18 protein-coding genes are annotated in these 20953 nt (G+C 41.8%); 12 read left to right on the top strand and 6 right to left on the bottom strand.

From position 1 onward, the window contains the following. Nucleotides 1-66: 66 nt before the first annotated feature. From OWEHO_RS10570 to OWEHO_RS10545, 6 genes are all read right to left on the bottom strand, one after another. On the bottom strand, nt 67-813 hold the full coding sequence (locus OWEHO_RS10570) for a DUF3885 domain-containing protein (protein WP_014202464.1): 747 nt from the start codon (nt 811-813) through the stop codon (nt 67-69). A gap of 172 nt (nt 814-985) precedes the next feature. Beyond that, nucleotides 986-1567 (bottom strand): nicotinate (nicotinamide) nucleotide adenylyltransferase, encoded by a 582-nt coding sequence (gene nadD, locus OWEHO_RS10565; RefSeq protein ID WP_014202463.1) that lies wholly within the window; start codon nt 1565-1567, stop codon nt 986-988. Beyond that, nucleotides 1564-2136, bottom strand: a complete 573-nt coding sequence (gene gmk, locus OWEHO_RS10560; RefSeq protein ID WP_014202462.1) for a guanylate kinase — start codon at nt 2134-2136, stop codon at nt 1564-1566. Before gmk ends, nadD begins: the two co-directional genes overlap by 4 nt. Nucleotides 2137-2141: 5 nt before the next feature. Continuing rightward, complete coding sequence (locus OWEHO_RS10555; RefSeq protein WP_014202461.1) at nt 2142-2657, bottom strand: hypothetical protein; 516 nt, start codon at nt 2655-2657, stop codon at nt 2142-2144. Between the two features lie 64 nt (nt 2658-2721). Beyond that, complete coding sequence (locus OWEHO_RS10550) at nt 2722-3591, bottom strand: YicC/YloC family endoribonuclease (protein WP_014202460.1); 870 nt, start codon at nt 3589-3591, stop codon at nt 2722-2724. 268 nt (nt 3592-3859) lie between these two features. Continuing rightward, nucleotides 3860-4747 carry a DMT family transporter gene (locus OWEHO_RS10545; protein WP_014202459.1) on the bottom strand — a complete coding sequence of 296 codons (888 nt, stop codon included), beginning with the start codon at nt 4745-4747 and terminating at the stop codon, nt 3860-3862. 816 nt (nt 4748-5563) lie between these two features. Between OWEHO_RS10545 and OWEHO_RS10540 the strand changes: the two genes are divergently transcribed. The 12 genes from OWEHO_RS10540 (at nt 5564) to OWEHO_RS10485 (ending at nt 20841) form a co-directional block, all read left to right on the top strand. After that, the gene (locus OWEHO_RS10540; RefSeq protein WP_014202458.1) at nt 5564-6724 is read left to right on the top strand and encodes a cystathionine gamma-synthase; all 1161 of its coding nucleotides are present in this window, start codon (nt 5564-5566) and stop codon (nt 6722-6724) included. Nucleotides 6725-6730: 6 nt separating this feature from the next. Beyond that, nucleotides 6731-7405, top strand: a complete 675-nt coding sequence (locus OWEHO_RS10535; RefSeq protein WP_014202457.1) for a potassium channel family protein — start codon at nt 6731-6733, stop codon at nt 7403-7405. Next, entirely contained in the window at nt 7402-8103 is a 702-nt protein-coding gene (locus tag OWEHO_RS10530; protein WP_014202456.1) for an SDR family NAD(P)-dependent oxidoreductase, read from the top strand. The genes OWEHO_RS10535 and OWEHO_RS10530 overlap by 4 nt, the downstream gene beginning before the upstream one ends. Nucleotides 8104-8115: 12 nt before the next feature. Beyond that, entirely contained in the window at nt 8116-8655 is a 540-nt protein-coding gene (locus OWEHO_RS10525) for a hypothetical protein (RefSeq protein ID WP_014202455.1), read from the top strand. Nucleotides 8656-8699: 44 nt separating this feature from the next. Next, the gene (locus tag OWEHO_RS10520; protein WP_014202454.1) at nt 8700-9062 is read left to right on the top strand and encodes a hypothetical protein; all 363 of its coding nucleotides are present in this window, start codon (nt 8700-8702) and stop codon (nt 9060-9062) included. Nucleotides 9063-9316: 254 nt separating this feature from the next. Next, nucleotides 9317-10435, top strand: coding sequence for an efflux RND transporter periplasmic adaptor subunit (locus OWEHO_RS10515; RefSeq protein WP_169312783.1), 1119 nt, complete (start codon nt 9317-9319; stop codon nt 10433-10435). Between the two features lie 15 nt (nt 10436-10450). Further along, nucleotides 10451-13597, top strand: a complete 3147-nt coding sequence (locus OWEHO_RS10510; RefSeq protein WP_014202452.1) for an efflux RND transporter permease subunit — start codon at nt 10451-10453, stop codon at nt 13595-13597. Nucleotide 13598: 1 nt separating this feature from the next. Then, a complete protein-coding gene (locus OWEHO_RS10505) occupies nt 13599-15008 on the top strand; it encodes an efflux transporter outer membrane subunit (RefSeq protein ID WP_014202451.1) in 1410 nt (469 codons plus the stop codon). 94 nt (nt 15009-15102) lie between these two features. Next, nucleotides 15103-16014, top strand: a complete 912-nt coding sequence (locus tag OWEHO_RS10500) for a class I SAM-dependent methyltransferase (RefSeq protein WP_014202450.1) — start codon at nt 15103-15105, stop codon at nt 16012-16014. A 110-nt stretch (nt 16015-16124) separates the two neighbouring features. Further along, nucleotides 16125-17666 carry an acyl-CoA carboxylase subunit beta gene (locus OWEHO_RS10495; protein WP_014202449.1) on the top strand — a complete coding sequence of 514 codons (1542 nt, stop codon included), beginning with the start codon at nt 16125-16127 and terminating at the stop codon, nt 17664-17666. Between the two features lie 104 nt (nt 17667-17770). Beyond that, complete coding sequence (locus OWEHO_RS10490; RefSeq protein WP_014202448.1) at nt 17771-20329, top strand: T9SS type A sorting domain-containing protein; 2559 nt, start codon at nt 17771-17773, stop codon at nt 20327-20329. Between the two features lie 56 nt (nt 20330-20385). Then, nucleotides 20386-20841, top strand: a complete 456-nt coding sequence (locus OWEHO_RS10485; RefSeq protein ID WP_014202447.1) for a DUF1801 domain-containing protein — start codon at nt 20386-20388, stop codon at nt 20839-20841. The last annotated feature ends 112 nt before the right edge of the window (nt 20842-20953 follow it).

Genomic DNA, 20953 nt, shown 5'->3' with positions numbered 1-20953 from the left:
GCAAAACCATGCCAGCACTTATCAAGGCTGGCGGCTTAAGCTTTGTTTGGGTAAAAAGAATATCCACTAATATTTGTTAAAATATTTGTCAATCTCAGGCCGATGGTAGTTTACTATCCACTCATTTCGCTTGTGATAGAGGGGCGTTATTTTATCAGGAGTGTCACTCCACACATAACAGCCCCTATCATCATACATGTAGAATCCGCGATTTGTGCTAGGGTCTAAAAAGTAAACAGTTTGACTAATCGAAGGCTCAAGCCCCATTTCATTGTTCGCAATACCGTTCAGGATTTCTTCGGTTTTAATGTCCTTCACTTTCACTTTTCCAATAACTATTCTTGCCTCAACTTTATCAAAAGTAAAACTCCCATCCTGATGCTCCGTCATCATCTGAGTTTCCACTTGTTCTGTGTTATCATAGAACCTGTTAAGTAAATTCGGTGAAAATAGATTTAGCAAAAAGTTATTACCGTTATTGAAAAGTCCTTCTTCATATTCGTAAATAAGAACCCAAATCTCAGATTCTGGATCATTAAATGTCTCGTTGAACAAGGTTGTTGCTCGAAATGTAGCTTGTGACACTCTTTCTTTGATGTGATTTTTGTAGTTGACTTTGTCAATCTTTGTCATTCTGCGCCTATCGTTCCACCATTCAACCTCGACCCCATTTCTTATTATTTTAAACCTAGTGTCACCTCCAAGTTCAAATCGAATATGGATATCGCCAAATATAGAATGGGGTGTTACAATCTTTGAATAGGAATTGACTCGATCCAAATATGCTTGAAATTCGCTTCTGAAATTTTTCATTTTGCTCTTATTCGTAAATACAATTTCAAAGAATTTAATCTAGCAATATAATAAGACAAGTTCACCAGGGTGAAACGAATTACATCACCGCAGAAGTGCTGAGTGGAAGCAAACTAAAGCGCCACCCTGCGATACAACCTCACTTTTTAGGTCACTTAGGGTGACTAAATTTCTACCTATAAAAAAGCTCTTCATCTACATACTTCCACACTTTTTCGGGAAGCATAAAACTTACATTCTTGCCATCTTTTATAGCATTTCGAATGTCGGTTGAGGCAATTTGCATGATAGGTGCCTCGGTGATGGTAACGTGTGGGTGTAGTTTCAAATCTCCACCATCAGATTCTATGCGTGGGTACACATATATGTGGTGGTGCTCCAATATCCACTCATAGTTGCGCCACTTGTGAAAGGTCTCCAGATTGTCGGCACCCATGATGAGTGAAAACTCATGATTGGGATATTTTTCTACCGCATGGGCCAAAGTGGTGGCCGTATAAGAAGGTTGCGGCAGGTCAAACTCCATATTGCTCACCTGCATTTTGTATTGATCATCTACAGCAAGCTGTACCATGTGCAGGCGCTGATAGTCATCCAGCAGGGTATTTTTCTTTTTGTGAGGATTGTGGGGGGTTACCACAAACCAAACTTCATCAAGATCAGTAAACTCAAGCATGTGTTGCGCAATCACACAATGCCCGATGTGGATAGGGTTGAAAGTCCCGAAGTAAAGTCCTGTTTTCTTTTTGCTCATTTCCCTAAAAATAAACGCACTAAACTTTCGGCTTCCTTTTTGGCTGTAGCCAAATCATTGTTCAGCAAAATGTGATCAAAACGATCGGAGCGACCAATTTCTTTTCGGGCTTTGGCCAGGCGCTGTCTTATTTTATCCTCGCTATCGGTTTGTCTTCCGCGTAAGCGCTTTTCCAATTCTTCCATGCTTGGGGGCATCACAAAAATAGAAAGTGCAGCATCGCCATACAGGCTTTTCAGGTTGAGTCCGCCCACCACGTCCATATCAAAAATCACAGCATTTCCTTTTTCCCAAATGCGCTCCACTTCCGAGCGAAGCGTGCCATACATGGTTCCGCTATACACTTCTTCCCACTCCAAAAAATCTCCGTGAATCACGCGCTTTTTAAAATCTTCTTCCGAAAGAAAGTAGTAGTCCTTGCCATCCACTTCTTCGCCACGTGGCGCACGGCTGGTTGCCGAAATGCTGAATTCTATTCCGAGATCAAGGCTCAAAAGAAACCTCACCAAAGTGGTTTTTCCCGATCCGCTGGGCGCGGAAAATATTAATAGCTTACCCTGTTTAGCCATTTATTTTAGTTTTTGGAATTTTTTAAAAGCACATTCTTTTCGTCCTTTTCCCAGTAAGTACTTTGTTCGATATTAAATAATATACTTTCAATTAATCTTGCGAATTGATACGGAGAGGAGTCAAAAGAAGAAATGACACCCCAAGGAAGGTGTAATTCTAAAAGTTTAGGATCAATTATTACCGCAATATCAACATATGGGTAGTGCGATATGCTTGCTTCAGGAATGGTGCTTTGGTTCAGTTCCTTTTCATGTTTCTGATAGAACTCAAATAAGCGTTCATTTCTATATAATCCTACCATATCCCATGAATTCAGATTGAAAATTCCATTTTCATTAATCAACCTAACTTCAAGCTGCTCCCCTTTCCAAAAGATGTAATAGCTTCTGAGATACATACCATGTTGTTTATGATAAACAAGGATTGTATCCACTCCATTAGCAATTAAGGAGTCTGTAAATGTTTTACTTTCCTCAAACAGGCTAACATTTGGCACCGGATTTCTAAGCTGTCTTTGCATGGAGCAACTCATTAAAGTCAAGAATATCAATCCAATTAACAACCTCATGTTTTTTAGTACAAGCTTACAAGATGTTTAGTACCTGCTCCTTTATTTTTTCCAGCTCGTCCTTCATTTCTACCACAAGCTTTTGCATGGCAGCATGATTGGCTTTTGAGCCCATGGTGTTTATCTCACGGCCTATTTCCTGGCTAATAAATCCAAGTTTTTTGCCAATAGGTCCACCTTCATTTAGCAGTTGCTCAAAATAGTCTAAGTGACTTTTCAGGCGAACTTTCTCTTCGGTAACGTCAAGTTTTTCGAGGTAGTAAATAAGCTCCTGCTCGTAGCGATTTTCGTCTGGCTTCTCAGCAATTTCTGCCAAACCACGGCTCAGCTTTTCCTTGATGCGCTTTACGCGATCTTCTTCGTGCACATCAATTCCCGCCATCTTTTCGCGAATGATGGCAATGCGATTGTCAAGATCTACTTTTAGGGTAGCACCCTCATCGGCTCTAAATCCGTTGAGTTGTTCCACCGCCTGGTGCACCACTTCCTGAATAGCTTTCCACTCGGCTTCGTCCACCTCATCTTCGGCAGCTTGCATCACATCTGGCAGGCGCATCACGGCAGACATTATATCGCCCTCCACTCCCGTTTCATCCATTATGCCTTTTAGCTGACTGATATATTCTACCACCAAAGCACGGTTTACACGAGGGGCTTTTTCGGCTCCTGTTACTTCGCTATAAAAGTTCAAATCTATCTTTCCACGGTTCAGCTCTTCCGCCAATTTCTGACGAATGGGGCTTTCTTTTTCTTTATAAAAAGAAGGCATGCGAACGTTGATGTCCAGCTGCTTGCTGTTGAGACTTTTTACCTCAATGGTAATTTTTTTTGCGGGTAGTTGGAGAATAGCCTTCCCGAAACCCGTCATTGAATATAGGTGCGCCATAGGCTTGCAAAAGTATAATAACCTGAGTTCGATTAATATTTACAGCTTCAGATTTTCAAAAAACCTAATATTCATGGCACTTTGGTGAAGATTTAACACGTTATGCAGGGCGGAATTTTTGCTTTTTTGAAAGACATCCACTTAAAAACGGCTATTTTCTTCCCACAAGTCCATTGGAATAGCTCGCTATTCCTGCTGATCTTGTAGTCAAAACTCACCATTTTTAAGTAGCCTGAATCCTGAACTATTAAACAACTCAGGTTAATAATCACCGTTTGTAAAAAGACACTAGAAAAACTCCGCTAAATATTAATGCTGCCGAGAGTAAAAGCACAGAGGTGAGCTGGTCTCTTCCCATGGCAATAGCAGCAATCGCAGCAATTAGCGGCTGCAGGTATATGTAAAAACTCACTGTTGTGCTGGTCACCGTTTTTAGCGCAAACACGTTAAATAGGTAGGCCAAATAGGTGGTGCCAATCACCACAAAAGCCACTTTCCAGATGATGTCTGGAGGAAATGCGTGCCACGTTACGTCCATCAGTTGGCTTGCGCCAAAGGGGAAAACCAAAATGAGCCCATATAGAAATACCCATTTTATTACCGTGATAGCTTTGTAATTCGCCATCAAAGGTTTTACTAAAACCAAATAGGCGGCATAAGATGCAGCGTTGAGAAACACCAAAAGGTTGCCCAAGGATTTATCGGCATCAAAAATATCTACCACTTGTCCGCCACGTGTAATTAAGAAAAGTGCCCCGGCAATTCCCAAGGCAATTCCTAAAACACGGCTCCATCGCAAACTTTCTTTCAAAATAATGGCCGACATTATTAAAACCAAAATAGGATTGGTGGTCATCATCACGGCCGCATTGATGGGGCTGGTGATGTTCAGCCCTTCAAAAAACAGCATTTGGTTGGCTGCCACACCAAACACGCCACATACTGCCAAACGCCAATGGTGCTGGAGAGCAATTTTTTCGTTGCCAAAACTTAAGGCTGTGAGCCAAAAAAGAGCCGTAGCACCAATCGCGCGAAGCAGTATAAATCCGCGAGGTTCTATAAATGCAGGCATCACATCTTTGGCAATAGAATAATTGAGCCCATAGATGAGAGCCACAGCAAAAAGAGCAAAATGCGCAAGTAGTTTTGGAGACATCCAAATTGATTTTGAAGCGGCAAAGCTACACTCATTTTCGATTTGAGATTTTTTAGCACTGCTCCCTTTTTATTTTTAACCACCGAGTACACAGAGTTTCACTGAGATTTCTTTGTGTGGTTTCCTTTGCGACTTTGCGTGAAAAATAAAACCGCACCAATCAGCTAGATCCGCGTAATCCGTATTCCATTTTTTTCACCACAGAGTAAACAGCGTTCCACGGAGCTTGCTTTGCGCGTTTCTTTGTAAGTGCTGTGTGAAAAATCACTGCTATTCAGCTCAACCCGCGTCATCAGCGTTCTACCCTTTACTACCGAGTACCCAGAGTTTTCTGAGATTTCTTTGTGTGGTTTCCTTTGCGACTTTGCGTGAAAAAATAAAACCGCACCAATCAGCTAGATCTGCGTAATCCGTATTCCATTTTTTTCACCACAGAGTAAACAGAGTTCCACGGAGCTTACTTTGCGCGTTTCTTTGTAAGCGCTGTGTGAAAAATCAGTGCTATTCAGCTCAACTCGCGTCATCAGCGTTCTACCCTTTACTACTGAGTACACAGAGTTTTACTGAGATTTCTTTGCGTGGGTTCCTTTGCGACTTTGCGTGAAAAAATAAAACCGCACCAATCAGCTAGATCCGTGTCATCCGCGTTCCACTTTTTTTTGACCACAGAGTAAACAGAGTTCCACGGAGCTTGGCGACTTGGCGTCTTTGCGTGAAAAAATAAACGTGGTAGTTTTTTAACTAATTAACAATTCAACCGATTAACAATTTCCCTTCACGTCCGTTACATTTGCTCTACATATTCAAAACATTGAAATGGCAGACGATAATTTGAAATTCAACACACTTACCATACACGGTGGCCAGCAGCCCGACAAGGCTTATGGCGCGGTGATGCCCCCTATTTACCAAACATCAACTTATGCTCAGGCAGCTCCAGGGGATCATCAGGGCTTTGAGTATTCTCGCTCTGGAAACCCTACCCGAAAAGCTTTGGAAGATAGCATTGCTTCCATAGAGGGTGGAAAGTTTGGTTTGGCTTTCGGCAGTGGGTTGGCGGCTATTGATTGCGTTATCAAAACCCTAAAGCCAGGTGATGAGGTAATTTCTACCAATGATTTGTACGGAGGCACCTATCGTTTGTTTACCAAAATATTTGAGCCATTAGGCATCAAGTTTCATTTTGTGGATATGGACAATGCCGATAAAATTGGTGACTATGTAAATGAAAACACCAAGATTATTTGGGTGGAAACCCCTACCAACCCCATGATGAATATCATCGACATCAAAGCGATGAGCAAGGTGGCTAAAGCTGCCAATGCACTTTTGATAGTGGACAACACTTTTGCCACGCCTTACCTTCAACGCCCGCTGGAAATGGGAGCCGATATTGTGATGCACAGTGCTACCAAATATTTGGGCGGCCACTCAGATGTGGTGTTGGGTTTACTTGCCGTAAAAGATGAAGCTATTGCTGAAAAGTTGTATTTCATTCAAAATTCTTCCGGTGCCGTTTGCGGTCCCATGGATGCTTTTTTGGTAGTTCGCGGAATAAAAACTTTGCACGTACGTATGCAGCGCCATTGCGAAAATGGAAAGGCCATTGCTCACTTTTTGAAGGATCACCCTAAAGTGGAAAATGTGTACTGGCCAGGCTTTGAAAGTCATCCAAATCACAGTGTTGCCAAAGAGCAAATGAAGGATTTTGGTGGAATGATTTCCTTTAGCATAAAGGGTGGGTCATTAGAGGATACGAGGAAAGTGATTTCTTCTTTTAATGTGTTCACTTTGGCAGAATCCTTGGGGGGCGTAGAATCATTGGCCGGGCATCCTGCAAGTATGACGCATGCTTCCATCCCAAAAGAAGAAAGAGAGAAGCTAGGAATTGTAGATTCGCTAATTCGCCTCAGCGTGGGTATTGAAGATATTGACGACCTTAAAGCCGACATTGATCAGGCATTAAATAAAATATAGTGCAACATGGCACAGAGTAAATTTGCAGTAATAGGGCTGGGCCAATTTGGAACTGCCATCGCCAAAAAGCTTGCGCAAAAAGGTGCGGAAGTAATGGCCATAGATAATGATGAGGAAAGAGTAGAGGCCATAAAAGATGATGTGTCGTACGCTGTAACGCTGGACGCCACTGATGGCAAAGCTTTAAAATCTCAGAACATTTTGGAAATGGATGCCGTGGTAGTCGCCATTGGTGAGAATTTTCAGGATTTGTTGCTCACCACTTTTACGCTTCAGGAGTTGGAGGTAAAGCGGATTATGGCGCGTGTTCAAGGTCCTTCTCAGCGCAGGATTTTGGAGAAAATGGGAATTAAGGAAATTCTTTCTCCAGAAGATGAGGTAGGGAATAACGTAGCCGAAAGCCTCATAAACCCGAATGTGCTAATGAGCATGCAGCTACCTGACGATTATCAGATTGTAGAAGTAAAAGCTCCAAAGAATATTTTTGATAGAAGCCTGGAGGATATCGGCTTGCGCCAAAAATATGAGGTAAATCTGGTTACCCTACTCAGAAAAGAAGAAGATGGAGAAAAGCATATAATTGGTGTGCCTTCCGCTGATACCGTTTTACAAGAGGGTGACGTTATAGTTTTATTTGGAAAAACATCTCATCTCACACGATTTTTAGAAATTAATAAATGATACAGTTTTTTATCACCGGAACCAGTTCAGGGATCGGCTATCAGCTAGCTATGCAAGCTTTGGAGGATGGTCATAAAGTAGTAGGAATAAGTCGCAGGCATGTGATTAATCACCCCAATTATCGTCACCTTACTTACAATTTGAATAATTATGATGAGTATAAGCTCATCAATTTCAACATTAATAAAGAAGCTGAAAAGCTTGTACTTGTAAACAATGCTGGATGGCTTGGTGATGTGAAACCAGCGGGCCAGGTGAGCCCTGCAAGTATTGAGCGGGCGTATCAGATCAATCTTATCGCCCCAAGTATTTTATGTAAGCTCTTTATTGAGCAAACAGAAAAGTTGGAGGCAGAAAAAGTGATAGTAAATATTTCTTCGGGTGCAGCAAGTTATCCGGTTTCTGGCTGGAGCACCTACTGTGCTTCCAAGGCGGGTATCAACTTGTTTACCCAAGTCCTTCGAGAAGATTATCCGAACATACATTCATTTGCCATAGCACCGGGAATAGTTGATACCGATATGCAAGGGGAGATTCGTAGGTTGGACACAGAAGATTTTCCGGATAAGCAACGTTTTGTGGATTATAAGGACAAAGGGGAGTTGTCGAGTCCCATTGATGTGGCGTCCAAATTGTTGAAAGTAATTAAACATCCTGAAACTGCTCCCGATTGTGTATTTTCGTTGAGAGATACTTAAATCTCTTCAGCAATGCTTCACATCAAAAAGGTATCCTTACTCACCCTGATCGCTTCATTTGTTATTCTTCTTTCATGCAAAAAAGAGGACAAAGAATCAGTTATTCAAGTGGTCAGTGAATTCCCATATGAGAAAAGGTTGGAGGGCAGCTGGAAGTTAAAGGCAGTAGAGTATGACTCCGAAATTCCTGACTTTACGGGAAGTGGTTCCCCAACAAGGGTGTCTGGTAGTGGCGTGTCTGTGAATGGAAAAATCAATTTTCAGCGGAACCCGAATCTTATGGATTACAATTTTTCATTTATTGCGATGGTAGACCTTACGGGAACTGGTTTTCCTTTACCCATTCCAATTGATTTCGAAGGCTCTGGAGAGTGGACTACTACTTCTGATCAATCCAAAGTGATTCTTACAGATGGGGAAACAGAATTTATCTTTGACGTTTTAGTAAATGAAGAAGACATTCAAGTATTGGAAACCACAATTAGTCAGGATTTTCAAGGTATCCTTAGTTTGGAGGTGGATGTGGTTCTTGCCTTCGACAAAGTCAATTAAACCTTTGGCATAATTTTCAGTCATAATAAACAAAACGATTTATTATGAAAAAGACAATTGCAGCAGTAGTATTGGCCGGTATTTTTAGCCTTCCGGCAATGGCTCAGCCAAAACAAGGTGGTAGTCCTGAAGAACGCGCTTCTAAAATGACGGAGCAGATGACAGAGAAGTTGGAGTTAACTGCAGATCAAAAGGAATCCGTTTATAACGCAAATTTAGAAATGGCTAATTTCATGAAGGATGATCGCAAAACTGCGCATGAGGCGCACCAGGCTAAGATGAAAGAAATCTTAACAGATGAGCAATTTGCTAAGTTGGAGGAAATGCAGAAGAATCGCAGAAAGGGAGGTAAGCATAGGAGAATGGAGTCTTCAGATGCAAAAGAGCTTGAACCCGCTCAAGATTAAGTCCAACTTCAGTAAGGCGATTAAGAATTTTTAAGACTAACCTCTACCTAACGGTAGGGGTTTTTTTGTGTTTAAGGAGAAAAATGTGGAGGTAAGGCTGATATAAATAGAAAAACGTGATGATAGACCATAGGCTTTATTTATGCAATTTCAGGTAGTAGTATGCTTACAAAAAAATACTTTTGCCCTTATCATACAGCCCGTTGGGTTTATGTCATCTTAAATTAAAATACGCGATGCAAATTTTGCCAAAATTGAATTTCACACTTGTCGCTTTAGCTTTCGGGAGTTTCGTCTTCCTTTCGTCCTGCAATCAATCAGAAGGAAAAGACGAACCAAAGAAAGCTACAGCTACCACTGTTCCCACGATAAAAGCAGAAGTGCAGAGTTTGGTTTCCCACAGGGACTACCCTGCAACAATTGAAGGTGCCATAAACAGCGATGTGCGCGCTAAGGTGAGTGGGTATATTACAGAGGTGCTGGTGGACGAAGGGCAGGAGGTAAAAAAGGGACAGTTGCTTTTTAAGTTGGAAACCCAAAGCCTGACACAGGAAGCCGGTGCTGCAAAAGCTCAGGTTGAGGCCGCAAAGGTGGAGGTAGAAAAATTGAAACCTCTGGTAAAAAAGGAAATTATCAGCCCAATGCAGTTGGAAACAGCCAAAGCAAATTTGGCAACAGCCGAAAGCAACTACAATAGTGTATCGGCTAGTATTAATTATTCCAACATCAAAAGCCCCGTGGATGGTGTTTTGGGAGCTATTAATTACCGTAAAGGCTCACTGGTAAGCCCATCTGATCAAACACCCATTACCACCGTTTCGGCAATTGAGAATGTGTATGCCAGCTTCTCGATGAATGAAAGTGAATATTTGGACTTTTTACAAGGCAGCCCGGGGAAAACGCGGAAAGAACGAATTGCCAACTTTCCTGAACTCACTTTAAAATTGGCTAACAACACCACTTATCCTATAAAAGGAAAAATAGAAACGGTGAGTGGACAGATCAATAAATCCACGGGAACTACAAAATTCAGAGTGCTTTTTAGCAATCCAAATCAATTGCTTACTAATGGAAACACGGCTACCGTAATGTTGCCCGTGCATTATGACAGTGTAGTGGTGGTGCCAGAGCCTGCTACTTATGAGCAACAGGGGCAAGTTTTTGTTTTCACCATTAATGAAAATAATGAAGCCACCCCAAAGGCTATAGAAGTACAAACGCGTGCCAATGGATTGGTGGTAGTAAGCAGCGGCCTCAAAGTAGGTGATGTAATTATAGCAAAAGGTGTAGGTAAAATAAGAAATGGTGCTAAGGTAAACGCTGAGCCCATTCCTTTTAAGGAGGCCTATTCCTTTGAACCGGTGTTTAAATAAAATCCTGTAAACAAGATGTTACAAACTTTCATTACACGCCCGGTTCTTTCTACCGTAGTTTCCATCGTAATTGTGGTGCTTGGTATTTTGGGTCTTAGCACCCTGCCGGTTACTCAATATCCTGACATCGCGCCTCCCACTGTTCAGGTTACCGCAAGTTATCCTGGGGCAAATGCTCAAACCATTTTGGAGAGTGTTATAATCCCCATAGAGGAACAAATCAATGGAGTGGAAGACATGACCTACATGACTTCTACAGCTAGTAACACGGGTACAGCCAATATTACTGTATACTTTGCACAAGGTGTAAATCCTGACATCGCCTCTGTAAACGTGCAGAACCGTGTGGCTCGTGCCAATTCATTGCTGCCTTCAGAGGTGATTCGTGCTGGGGTTATTACCCAAAAGCAGCAAACATCAGCCTTGATGTATGTGTCTTTGCTTTCCAGCAATCCTGATTACAACGATACTTACCTTCAAAACTATTTGAATATAAATGTGCGTCCTGAGCTACAGCGTGTGAATGGTGTAGGTGCGGTAAATGTTTTTGGAGGAAAGGATTATTCTATGCGTGTGTGGCTCGACCCGGCAAAAATGGCGAGCTATGGACTGAGCACCAACGAAGTGATTGCCGCCATTGGCGAGCAAAGTCGTGAGGCGGCAGCTGGTTCGCTTGGGCAAAATAGCGGAGAAGCATTTGAATATGTAATCACCTACCAAGGACGATTTAAAACCGCTCAGGAGTACAAAGACATTATTATAAAATCTTTGGGCAATGGGCAGTTTTTGACCGTAGGTGATGTGGCCAAAGTTGAGTTGGATGCTTTTAGCTACTCATCTGTAGGTCGCTCCAAGGGGCACCCTAGTATCAACTTTGGAATTTTTCAAACCCCGGGATCTAACGCACAAGCCATTATTGAAGAACTTTATGTGAAGTTGGATGAACTCAAAGAAGGTTTTCCTCCTGGAGTAGATTACACTATAAACTACGATACCAATCAGTTTCTTACAGCCAGTATTGATAAAGTAATTGAAACTCTAATCGAGGCTTTCCTCTTGGTGTTTTTGGTGGTTTTTCTTTTCCTCCAAGATTTTAAATCCACCATTATTCCTGGTATTGCGGTGCCAGTGGCTATTATCGGTACATTCTTCTTTCTGCAGATTTTTGGATACTCAATAAATCTACTTACTCTTTTTGCCCTCATCCTTGCCATTGGTATTGTGGTTGATGATGCTATTGTAGTGGTTGAGGCTGTTCACGCCAAGTTGGAAGACGGATATACAGATGCCACCGAGGCTACCAAATCAGCGATGAGCGAAATAAGCGGTGCCATTATTTCCATCACCTTGGTAATGGCAGCGGTGTTTATTCCCATCACATTTATTCAGGGTCCATCGGGTGTATTTTATGAGCAATTCGGAGTCACCTTGATTATTGCCATTTTGATTTCTGCTGTAAACGCACTTACGCTGAGTCCTGCGCTGTGTGCATTGTTTCTGCGAAAGCACAACAAGCATGGTGAGAAAAAACAAAATTTCTTACAGCGTTTTTATGCGGCTTTCAATGCCGGGTTTGAAGCTATTTCTCAGCGATATATTCGTTCATTGGGTTTCTTGACCCGCCATAAGTGGATTACCCTTGCCATCCTTTTATTTTCGGGAGGAGTTATTTGGTGGACTAATAGTGTTACTCCAACTGGATTTGTGCCAACGGAAGATAGAGGGGTGATCTTTGTGAATATGGAGCTTCCGGAAGGAGCTTCTATGGACAGAACCTTTGAGTCGGCTATGGATTTGTACGAAATCATAGAACAAGTGCCGGGCGTGAGAACGGGGACTATGATTAGTGGCCGAAACTTTTTTGCAGGCGAAGGTTCATCTTACGGAATGGGCTTTATCATGCTTGATAAATGGGAAGATCGCGAGAGTGACTCTACTAGCATTGGAAACATTATCGCCACTCTAAATCAGCGTGCCACAGCTATAGCTGATGCCAAAATCATATTCTTTACACCGCCAAGTATTCCTGGTTTTGGTAGCTCTGATGGTTTTAGCATGCAGATTTTGGACAGAGCAGCAGGTGATATAAAAGATCTTGACGCCACAGCTACCAACTTTGTGCAAGCGCTTATGCAGCGCCCTGAAGTTGCTTACGCATCCAATTCGTTTAGTACCAATTTCCCGCAGCTCTCCATGGACATAGACGTGCCGCGAGCCAAAGAAGCGGGCGTTTCTGTTTCGGATATCATTAGCACCATGCAAGGATATGTGGGTGGTTTTTATGCTACCGATTTTAGTCGATTTGGTAAACAATATCGCGTGTTTGTGCAGGCGGAGCCTGAGGATCGTGAAAGTGTTTCCGCACTTAACAGCATGTTTGTAAAAAACAATAAAGGTGAGATGGCGCCTGTTTCGCAGTTTGTATCGCTTAATAGGTCTTACGGGCCACAAACGGTGAGTCGTTTCAATTTATTTAATTCGGTTACCCTAAATGGTGCCGCTTCTCCCGGCTATAGTTCTGGTGATGCTATTAAGGCCATTCAGGAAACTGCAGAAGACAACTTGCCCAATAATTTTGACATTGCCTTTTCAGGAATTACGCGTGAAGAAATTGCTTCTGCCGGACAATCGGTTTTGATTTTTGCGCTGAGTATTTTGTTCGTGTACTTCTTTTTGGCAGCTCAATATGAAAGTTATTTGTTGCCATTATCAGTACTCTTTTCATTGCCGCTTGGGGTGGCCGGAGCCTACTTTACTACGTGGGCTGCAGGATTGGAAAACAACATTTACTTCCAAATAGCACTGATAATGCTCATCGGCCTTTTGGCGAAAAACGCCATTCTTATTATAGAGTTTGCGCTACAGCGCAGAAAGATACAAGGCATGGGAATAACCGAAGCAGCCATAGAAGGGGCTCGCTCCAGACTTCGTCCTATTTTAATGACCTCCTTTGCATTTATTCTCGGACTTATGCCTTTAGCTTTGGCGCAAGGTGTGGGGGCTGTAGGTAACCGATCTATCGGAACTGGGGCCGCAGGAGGTATGTTGATAGGAACTATTTTGGGACTCTTCATCATCCCCACTTTATTTATAGTATTTCAGTTTTTACAGGAAAAAATCACCGGAAAGCCGCAGGCAGTCCTCGATAAAGAAAACGCTTAATATGACCGCTCTTAGAATAAAACCGATAATCTGGGTGGTGCCAATTTTGGCGCTGGTAGCGCAAAGTTGCCTCGTGGCAAAAAATTATGAGCGCCCGGATGATGAACTTCCAACGGAGAATTTATACCGTACTGATGCCCAGCCAGAGGATACCACTAGCTTTGCCTCACTTTCGTGGCGAGAGGTTTTTACCGATACCACTTTGGTAAACCTTATAGAAAAAGGACTGGAAAACAATCTGGATATTCGCATTGCGATTGAGCAAATGACAGCTGCACAGGCTTACTTAAAGCAGGGCAAAGCTGGTTATTTTCCAACCTTGGATGCCACTGCTCAGTGGACACATCAGGAGTTTTCTAATAATAGTCAATTTGGGCAGGTGTTTAACGGAAGTTTAGATCAATATGAGCTTTCGGCTGCAGCCTCCTGGGAGCTGGATGTGTGGGGTAGAATACGCAGTACTAAGCGTGCAGCCGAGGCTAGTTATCTGCAAAGCCTGGAGGCGCACAAGGCTGTAAAAACTCGGCTTATCGCTACCATTGCTACTTCATATTATCAGCTTTTAGCTTTGGATGAACAGCTTCAGGTAACCCGCGAAACTGTTGAGAATCGTGAAAAAGGACTTGAAACTACCAAGGCTTTGAAAGATGCTGGAAATGTGACTGAAGTAGGCGTGCAGCAAACAGCGGCTCAACTATATGCATCACAATCTTTGCTGATTGATATTGGTAATCAAATTCGCTTGCAGGAAAATGCCTTAAGCATTCTTTTAGGCGAAGCTCCTCATACCATTGAAAGAACAGATTTAGATTCACAACAAATCGACACGCTATTTGGTGAAGGTGTGCCTGCTCAATTGCTGGCCAATCGTCCGGATGTGAGAGCTGCAGAGTTTGGGTTGATGAATGCCTTTGAATTGACAAATGTGGCCCGTGCCAATTTCTTCCCCACTTTTCAAATTACAGCTACTGGTGGTTATCAAAGCCTGGCATTAGAAACTTGGATTACGCCTCAGTCTATTTTCTTCAATTTGATAGGATCGCTTACGCAGCCCATCTTCAACCAAAGACGAATTAGAACCAATTATGAAGTGTCGCAAGCCGCGCAACGTGAAGCTTTGTTGCGCTTTGAGCAGTCATTGCTTACAGCAGGTCGTGAGGTTTCAGATGCTTTGGGAACCTATGAGGCTACTAAGCAAAAAGTGGAAATCAAAACTAAAGAATTTGAAGCCTATGATCTTGCTTTGCAGTATTCAGAAGAGCTTTTGAATAATGGTTTAGCCAATTACCTGGAAGTGCTGAATGCCCGAGAAAATACGCTTGCATCAGAGTTGACCTTAATCGATTTGCGATTTATGGAACTTCGCACAAGGGTGCAACTATACACCGCTTTGGGTGGCGGATGGCAGTAGAATAGTCTCTTGAACTTTGGAGATTATAGGCTGGAATTAATTTATATATTTTTACCGCCTTTGGATTCATCAAAAATCACCAGAGTAAAACCACATGTTTAATAAGCTCAAGGACTACATTCTTCTAAAACTTGGAATAACTGAGTTAAGACATAATTTGGCTACTGCAGAAAAGAATCTAAACGACCGCTTCGATTTTTTGGGTGCTTACATGAATCTCACCCAGAAGGAGGATATTGAAATAGATCCTGCCATTGCGAGCAAAGTGGCCACCAAGCTCTGCGCTGAATACAACATTGACACCATAAACATGGCCACACACAAGAATGATGTGATGTTTGCAATTCATGTTTTTGGTCACAGGTATAATCTGGAAAACGCAGTTTACACAAACTTTAGGATAGGCGCGGAAACAGCTCTTAATTTAAAGCGCATTTGCGAAGAGTATAAAATAGCACCCCAAAAAATACTGGATTTTGGTAGCGGCTATGGGCGTGTTTCAAGATTTTTGAAGCAAAAGTTTCCAGAATCTGAAATTGAAATTTCTGAGGTAAAAAGTCAGGCGCTGGATTTTCAGAAGCGCCATTTTGGTTTCAAAGGAATTTTTCACAGCCAGGATGCTGAGAGTTTGAATTGCGAAAAACAAGATCTCATCTTAGCGGTGTCTGTTTTTAGCCATTTGCCAAAAACCACCTTTGCACCTTGGTTGAATAAATTGATTCAATGCCTAAACTCAGGCGGAGCCCTGGTTTTTACTTTCAACAACAGTGAAGATCCAAAATATTTTGGCGTGACTAAAAATCAAAATTTTGTATATCAGCAAGTATCTGAGGATAGCAAATTTGCGTTTTTGAGCGATAGTATAAAAGACACGAATGATTACGGACATACCTTTGTTACACACCAATATTTGGAAGATTTACTTTCTGAAAATGATGTGAGTTATCATTTTTTAGGAAAGAGCTTAGTGCAAAGTCAAGAATCAATAATTATCATAAAGAACTAGGGGAAATCAATTTTGAAAGAATAAAACTGCTAGAAGTTTTAGACTTTAGATATTTGCACCCCAATTAATAATGTTGAACACAAGCCCATGTGGCTTTCAGGATAAAAAATATGGACAGTAAAATTCAAAAACTAGACACCAAAATAGCCGAGGCAAAACTTGGTGGTGGTGAAAAACGTATTGAAAGCCAACATAAAAAAGGTAAGCTTACCGCTCGTGAGCGCATCCACTTTTTGATGGATGAAGGCACCTTTGAAGAAATCGGAATGTTGGTAACACACCGCAGTACCGATTTTGGTTTGGACAAACAAAAGATTTTGGGTGATGGTGTAGTTACCGGATACGGTGAAATCAATGGTCGACTGACTTATGTTTTTGCACAGGATTTTACCGTGCTTGGGGGATCATTGGCAGAAGCTCATGCTGAGAAGATTTGTAAAATAATGGACCTTGCCATGAAGAATGGTGCTCCGGTTTTGGGCCTTAATGATTCAGGAGGTGCACGTATTCAGGAAGGTGTGGTTTCATTGGGCGGCTATGCCGACATCTTTTATCGCAACACATTGAGTAGTGGTGTTATCCCTCAGCTTTCAGCTATTATGGGGCCATGTGCCGGTGGCGCTGTGTATTCTCCGGCTCTTACCGACTTTATTGCGATGGTAGAAAATACCTCTTACATGTTTGTAACAGGGCCAAATGTGGTAAAAACTGTAACACATGAAGAAGTGAGCTCTGAAGAGCTAGGTGGTGCCTCTGCGCATTCTACCAAATCAGGAGTTACCCATTTTACTTTCGAAAATGAAATTGCCTGCATCAATGGTTTGAAGCAACTTTTGAGCTATATGCCGCAAAACTGCGAAGAGGATGCACCATCAATCGCCTATACTCCGGGTGATGAGAAGCGTCCTTTGCTAAACGACATTATTCCAGATAACCCCAATCAGCCTTATGACATCCGTGAAGTGATTGACGGTACAGTAGATGAAAATAGCTTCCTGGAAGTTCACAAAGATTTTGCCTCAAACATAGTAGTTGGTTTTGCCCGCCTTGCCGGAAAATCTATCGGTATTGTGGCCAATCAGCCGGCTTACCTTGCAGGAGTTTTAGATATTGATAGCAGTACCAAAGCCGCGCGCTTTGTACGTTTCTGCGATTCTTTCAACATCCCTCTGTTGGTGTTTGAAGACGTTCCAGGTTTCCTTCCGGGAACAGATCAGGAATGGAATGCAATTATTACCAATGGTGCGAAATTGCTTTACGCCTTTAGCGAAGCAACTGTACCGCGTATCACTGTAATTACCCGTAAGGCCTACGGTGGTGCTTATGATGTAATGAACTCTAAGCACATTGGTGCCGATATGAACTACGCATGGCCATCGGCAGAAATTGCAGTGATGGGTGCCAAAGGAGCTGCTGAAATTATCTTTAAAAATGAAATCAAAAATGCGGATGATCCTGCGGCAAAACTTGCCGAAAAAGAAGCGGAATACGCACACATTTTTGCTAACCCATACCGTGCTGCGGCACGTGGTTATGTAGATGAGGTAATTCGTCCTGACCAAACTCGCGAAAAGCTTATCAAGGCTTTCAAAATGCTGGAAAATAAAGCGGTGACTTTACCCAAGAAAAAGCACGGGAATATTCCTTTATAGTGGCTAAGCCACATTTGATATTAAAGAAAAGCAGCTCTGATAGGCTGCTTTTTATTTTTTGCGCTAACTATTTTCATAAACAAATTTCCGGTTTTTATCTTCAAATGCTTAGTAGCTTTGCAGAAGAACTAAAACATATGCAATATTTAAGGTTTTGTCTTATAATTATAGCGATTTGCGCCTTTCATCCCAAGTCATTTTCACAAGGAAACTGTGAAGTTTGGGAATGGGCGGATAGTTTGGGTGTAAACACAGGCTATCAATTACATAGTATAGAAGTTGACGCTGATGGCAATCAATACGTAATGGGTGATTTTCATGGTTCAATAACTTTAGGTACATCCGCATTGAATGCTGCAAATGGCCGTTACTTTATTGCCAAAAGAGATACAAATCACATCTGGAGTTGGGCTGTACAGCTGAGTCAAAAATTTTTAGCAGGTAATGATGTTTTTGATTTAGATATAAACGAGGCCACCAACTCATTGATGATTACTGGCTCTTTTTACGACTCACTTTATTTAGGCCCTATGTCGCTTGTGTCAGGTCATAATTGGTCAAGTCTTTTTGTCGCAAAACTTGACTTAAATACTCAGCAATGGTTGTGGGCGAAAGGTGTAACTGATAGTAGTCATGTAAGAGGCAGTTCAATAATAACAGATTCGACAGGCAATATTTTTGTTGCAGGGTTTGATAATTTAGCTTCCGCGTTTTCTGATTCGCTACACTTTGGAGGCCATAGTCTGCCTTTGGATACTAGCATTTCTTTTGTTGCCAAACTTTCTTCTTCAGGTAATTGGATATGGGTAAAGCAAATTGGTGGTGGCGCGACACCTCCCCAACTGGCATATAGAAAATCAAAAATGGTGGCTGCTGGCACATTTTGGTCGGCCAATCTAATTCAGGGAAAGTATTTTATTACTGCTCTGGATACTTCAGGGAATACGCAGTGGAAAACACAGAGTTCTGGTGGCTCCACTGGTTGGGTTCGTAGTTTGAAACTTGACCAAAATAACAATGTGTATTTAGCGGGCGATTTTACCGGAGGACTACAAATCGGAACGACCAGCTTAAGCACATCTCTCCCTAACCAATTTGTTGCTAAAGTAAATTCAGCAGGACAATGGCAATGGGCCACTAGTTCAGATAGGAAGGTGGTTACTTCAACAAGTTCTCACGGGTTGATAGGTGTGGTTACCAATAAGTTTGGTAACACTTATTATGTTGGAAGTTATAAGGAAGAGATCGTTTTTGGAAACGATACCATTAAGGCATCAATTAATAAACCGGCTTATTTATGGGCTAAATGCAATAGTCAAGGAACTTGGGAATGGGCTTTAAATCTGAAGATTCATTCTTTTTCTAACAATACAGTTTTTTCAAGGCGCATCCTAACAAGTGATGTTGATGGCAATATTTACTTTCAGGGAAAAACAAGGAGTAAGGCTAGATTTGGATTTAACTTTATTCAGAATCCGGATCATTTTATCGCCAAAATTAATGTTTCGGGTATACCAGAAGTGAATGCCGGAGTAGATACACTTCTGCAATGCGGATCTAGGTATAGACTCCCAACTTACTCTAATATGCTGGGAGAAATGAATATAAAATGGACACCGGAAGTTGGGCTTAGTAACCCAGACACTTTAAACCCTACTTTCGATACTAAATCTACTAGAACATATTATGTATCCGTAACAAGTTCTTTAGGCTGTACAGCTATGGATACAATAAATTTATTTGTAGATTCTGCATCAAGTTTTGGGTCCGGAATACCTATAAGTACATCAAATGGTTCTAATTTCTTTTGTCAAAATGCGAATTTTTCAATTTCTGCACCTTCATATTTCAGTGATTTTCATTGGGATAATGGTGATACAACCCAAAGTATTTTCCCCAAAAAACCGGGTAAATATATTCTCGTTGCCAGAGACTCTTTGGGATGCTTCGAGATGGACAGTATCACGTTGGCTCCTCTAGCAGACATTAAGTCTCCGTCTTTTTTACTTTGCGATAATGATTCACTTCCTTTGTCAATCAACACTTTTGGGTTGGATAGTCTAAAGTGGAATACTGGCAGTAAGTCATCACAGATTTACGCAAACCAGCCTGGGAAATATTGGGTTGATGCATATCGAGGAGCATGCTGGGCAACGGATACGGTGGAGGTTATCCTTTTTACTGACACAGCCAATGCCAATTTTGCAGATTCCATTTATGGTCTTGAGGTTCACTTTGCACCAACATCCATTGGTGTAAATAATGGCTACTGGGATTTTGGTGATGGAACCTATCTTTCAGGAGTCAATGTTTCTCATACCTACGCAAACCCAGGCACATATCCAGTATGTTTTTATTCCAAAGACATTTGTGGGGGCGAAGGTGAGCAGTGTAAAAATGTAAGTGTTACAGATATTGGAATTACCGAACTCAAGCCTATTGAGGTTTTCTCACTCTTCCCAAACCCAGCTAATGATATCCTAAACATTTCGAGTGCAAGAGTGCTAGCTCCACATATTATGGTTTTTGATGTTTCAGGACGAATTCTCTTGGAGAAGAATTTATCCAAAAGCAATAATTGGCAACTCAATATTCAGAGCCTGCCGTCAGGTTACTACTTTATTAAGGTTGGGAATCAGACTTCCAAATTTGGAAAGATATAGCCATACCTCTCTTGTGGTTTCATCCCTAAATTTGCCAAAAACCTATTCACACCACTATGCAATCAAAAGCTACTACACCCGAGCAATATTTAGAAGAACTCCCTGAGGATCGCAAGGAGCCCATGTTGAAATTACGGCAAGTGATTTTAGATAATTTGCCTTCGGGTTTTGAGGAGTGTATGAATTATAAAATGCTTGGTTATGTGGTCCCTCATTCGGTTTATCCCGATGGCTATCACTGCAATACCAAGCTTCCATTGCCCTTTATGAATTTGGCTTCTCAAAAAAACTTTATAGCCGTTTATCACATGGGCATTTATGCCAATCCTGAATTGATGGAGTGGTTTACCACCGAATATGCCAATCGGGTAAAAGGCAAATTAGACATGGGTAAAAGCTGTGTTCGTCTCAAAAAAATGGATCAGATTCCCTACGATCTCTTTGGTGAGCTTGCCAGCAAAATGACTGCCCAAGAGTGGATTGATCTTTATGAGGCAAATCTAAAACGCTAAGCATGGCTTTACTCAAAATGCTTATCTGACTAATTCAAGTGCTCTCAGGTTTTACCTCAGTGATGAGCACCCATTCTTGGATTTCACTTTAAAAAGGAAGTCCTAAAGAAAT

The organism is Owenweeksia hongkongensis DSM 17368 (assembly GCF_000236705.1).
GTDB lineage: Bacteria > Bacteroidota > Bacteroidia > Flavobacteriales > Schleiferiaceae > Owenweeksia > Owenweeksia hongkongensis.
The sequence above is the reverse complement of the archived record's forward strand: the minus strand, read 5'-3'. Positions and strand labels throughout refer to the sequence as shown.